4 protein-coding genes are annotated in these 3,120 nt (G+C 68.8%); 1 reads left to right on the top strand and 3 read right to left on the bottom strand.

Annotated features, from left to right (window positions below; translation table 11 throughout):
• The 3 genes from ACIKT0_RS15895 to ettA all read right to left on the bottom strand — a co-directional run.
• Nucleotides 1-514: MOSC domain-containing protein (locus ACIKT0_RS15895; RefSeq protein WP_407106315.1), on the bottom strand; the 514-nt coding region annotated here is incomplete at its 3' end.
• A gap of 9 nt (nucleotides 515-523) precedes the next feature.
• Nucleotides 524-1,297: a trans-aconitate 2-methyltransferase gene (tam, locus tag ACIKT0_RS15890; protein ID WP_407106314.1), complete on the bottom strand. Its 774-nt coding sequence runs from the start codon at nucleotides 1,295-1,297 to the stop codon at nucleotides 524-526.
• A gap of 7 nt (nucleotides 1,298-1,304) precedes the next feature.
• Complete coding sequence (gene ettA / locus ACIKT0_RS15885; RefSeq protein ID WP_407106312.1) at nucleotides 1,305-2,957, bottom strand: energy-dependent translational throttle protein EttA; 1,653 nt, start codon at nucleotides 2,955-2,957, stop codon at nucleotides 1,305-1,307.
• Between ettA and ACIKT0_RS15880 the strand changes: the two genes are divergently transcribed.
• Nucleotides 2,931-3,120, top strand: a 190-nt coding sequence (locus ACIKT0_RS15880; protein ID WP_407106311.1) for a hypothetical protein, incomplete at its 3' end; no start/stop codon positions are given. The two genes, ettA and ACIKT0_RS15880, sit on opposite strands and share 27 nt — an antisense overlap.

Raw genomic sequence — 3,120 nt, 5'->3', positions numbered from 1 at the left:
ATACGGCGTGGCGAGCGCGCCGCGGAGCAGTTCGGACCACGGGCCGAGCGCGCTGGCGCCGTCCCGATGGATGTCGATCGACAAAAATGCCGGTCCTGCAGGGGACGTTCTGCGCCTCCACGACGAGGGCGGCGCCGCCGGCGAAGAACAGCCGGGTCCCGGCCGGCAGGAACGACAGGCGGGGGAGGCCGAAAAGCAGCAGATTGGCCCCGATCCACCCGGGCTCGATCGCCCCGATCCCCAGCACGCGGCCGATCTCCTCGAGCTCCTCGACGGAGACGATCGAAATCTGGCGGCCGGAGCGGATCTCCTCGCCGCGCGGATACCAGGGCTCGCGGCCGCTGGCGCGCCGCGTGAAGCCGGCGTGGCGGTCGCCGGGCAGACCCTCAAGCCGCAGATCCAGCGCCTCGACCGGCGCGGTCTCGAAGCTCTTGCGATCCGCGCCCGCCAGAACCGCGACGAGCTCCGCACGCAGCGTGCGCGCCGGCGTGATGGCGAGCGGCCCCTGTTCCACCACGAGAGCCTAGCGCCGGACCGCGACGATGAAGAGACGCGGGAAGCGCAGCAGGACCTTGCCGTTCGCCCGCTCCGGATAGAAGGCCCGCAGACGCTCCGTGTAGATTTTCAGGAAGCGCTCGCGCTCCTCAGCGTCGAGCGGGTCGAGATAGGGCCGCAGCCCCGTCGCCCGGCACCAGTCCGCGATCGCCTCGGCGCCGTCGAGCGGGTGCAGATAGGTCGTCCGCCAGACGTCGACGACCGCCGCGTCGGGCGCGAGCAGGTCGTGATAGCCTTCGGCCGTAAGGATCCGCGTCCGGGCCCCGCCCGCGTTGGCGATGCGCGCCGCCCAGGCGGGATCGCGGGCGGCCTCCGCCATGGCGACGTGCGACGGCTCCGACAGATTGTCCGGCATCTGGATCGCGAGCGCGCCGCCGGGCGCGAGGCTGCGGATGAGCCGCGGGAACAGCGCCTCGTGATCCGGCAGCCATTGCAGCACGGCGTTCGCGAAGATCAGGTCCGGGGGCGCGTCCGGCGTCCAGTCCGCGACGTCGGCCTCGACGAAGCGGACGGCCGGCAGGCGCTCCGCCGCGGCCGCCAGCATGTCGGGGGAGGAGTCAATCCCGACGATCTCGGCCTTGGGGAACCGGGCCGCCAGCAACTCGGTCGAGTTACCCGGCCCGCAGCCGAGATCGACCACGAGCCCGGGGCGCTCCAGCGGCACGCGCGCCAGCAGGTCGGCCGCCGGGCGCGTGCGCTCGTTTTCGAAACGGAGGTAGGTCGAGGCCGACCAGTCCTCCATCACCGGTTCACCGCGCGAACTGGCGGTACTTGAGACGCTTGGGCTCGACCGCGTCCGGGCCGAGGCGGCGCTTCTTGTCTTCCTCGTAATCCTGGAAGTTGCCCTCGAACCACTCGACATGGCTGTCGCCCTCGAAGGCCAGCATGTGGGTGGCGATGCGGTCGAGGAACATGCGGTCATGGCTGATGATCACGGCGCAGCCCGCATAGTCCTCGAGCGCCTCTTCGAGCGCCCTCAGCGTGTCGATGTCGAGATCGTTGGTCGGCTCGTCGAGCAGCAGCACGTTGGCGCCCGACTTCAGCATCTTGGCGAGGTGCACGCGGTTGCGCTCGCCGCCCGAGAGGTCGCCGACCTTCTTCTGCTGGGCCGCCCCCTTGAAGTTGAAGGCGCCCACATAGGCGCGGGAGTTCACCTCGCGCTTGCCGAGATGGATCACGTCGGTGCCGCCCGAGATCTCCTCCCAGACGTTCTTGTTGGGGTCGAGCGAGTCGCGGCTCTGGTCGACATAGCCGAGATGCACCGTCTCGCCGATCTTGATGGTGCCGCCGTCGGGCTTGTCCTGGCCGGTGATCATGCGGAACAGCGTGGTCTTGCCGGCGCCGTTCGGGCCGATGACGCCGACGATGCCGCCGGGCGGCAGCCGGAAGCTCAGGTCGTCGATCAGCAGCTTGTCGCCAAAACCCTTCGACAGGTGCTCGAACTCGACGACCGTGTTGCCGAGCCGCTCGGCGATCGGGATGACGATCTGCGCGGTGGTCGGGCCCGCCTCCGAGGCCTTGGCGACGAGCTCGTCATAGCGCTGGATGCGGGCCTTGCTCTTGGCCTGGCGCGCCTTCGGGCTGTTGCCCATCCACTCCTGCTCGCGCTTGAGGGTGCGCTGCAGCGCCTCCTCGACGCGGCCTTCCTGCTCCATCCGCTTCTGCTTCTGCACCAGCCACGAGGAGTAGTTGCCCTCGTAGGGAATGCCCCGGCCGCGGTCGATCTCGAGGATCCAGCTGGTGACGTTGTCGAGGAAGTAGCGGTCATGGGTGACGATCAGGATCGCGCCCTTGTAGTTCCGCAGGTGGTTCTCCAGCCAGTTCACCGTCTCGGCGTCGAGATGGTTGGTGGGCTCGTCGAGCAGCAGCAGGTCGGGCTCCGACAGCAGCAGCTTGCAGAGCGCCACGCGGCGCTTCTCGCCGCCCGACAGCTTCTCGACGTTCCAGTCGTCCGGCGGGCAGCCGAGCGCCTCCATGGCGAGGTCGACCTTGGAGTCGAGGTCCCACAGGCCGAGCGCCTCGATGCGGTCCTGCAGCTCCGTCATCTCGTCGGCGGTCTCGTCGGAGTAGTTCATGGCGAGCTCGTTGTAGCGCTCAAGGATCGCGGTCTTCTCCGCGACGCCGTCCATGACGTTCTCCCGCACCGTCTTGTTCGGGTCGAGCTGCGGCTCCTGCGCCAGATAGCCGATCTTGGCGCCCTTCGCGGCCCAGGCCTCGCCGGTGTACTCCTTGTCGATCCCCGCCATGATCTTGAGCAGGGTCGACTTGCCCGCGCCGTTCACGCCCAGGATGCCGATCTTGGCGTCTGGGTAGAAGCTGAGGTGGATGTTGTCGAGCGTCTTCTTGGGCCCGAAGGCCTTGGAGACGCCGGCCATGTGGTAGATGAATTCGCGCTGGGCCATGGGCTGGAAGAGCTCGCCTGGAAGTGCTCGCGCAAGCGCCGGTGGGCGCCGCGGCCGGATGTCGACGAGATGGGCTGGGTGCAGCCGGTGACGATGCCGAACGGGGCCGAAGCCAAGACGGTCGGCTTCCCGATCGGCCTGACGGACTACGAGTTCGAGATCA

Source organism: Hansschlegelia beijingensis (assembly GCF_045505405.1).
Lineage (GTDB): Bacteria > Pseudomonadota > Alphaproteobacteria > Rhizobiales > Methylopilaceae > Methylopila > Methylopila beijingensis_A.
Note: the sequence above shows the minus strand (reverse complement) of the source record. Positions and strands in the feature narration are given on the sequence as shown.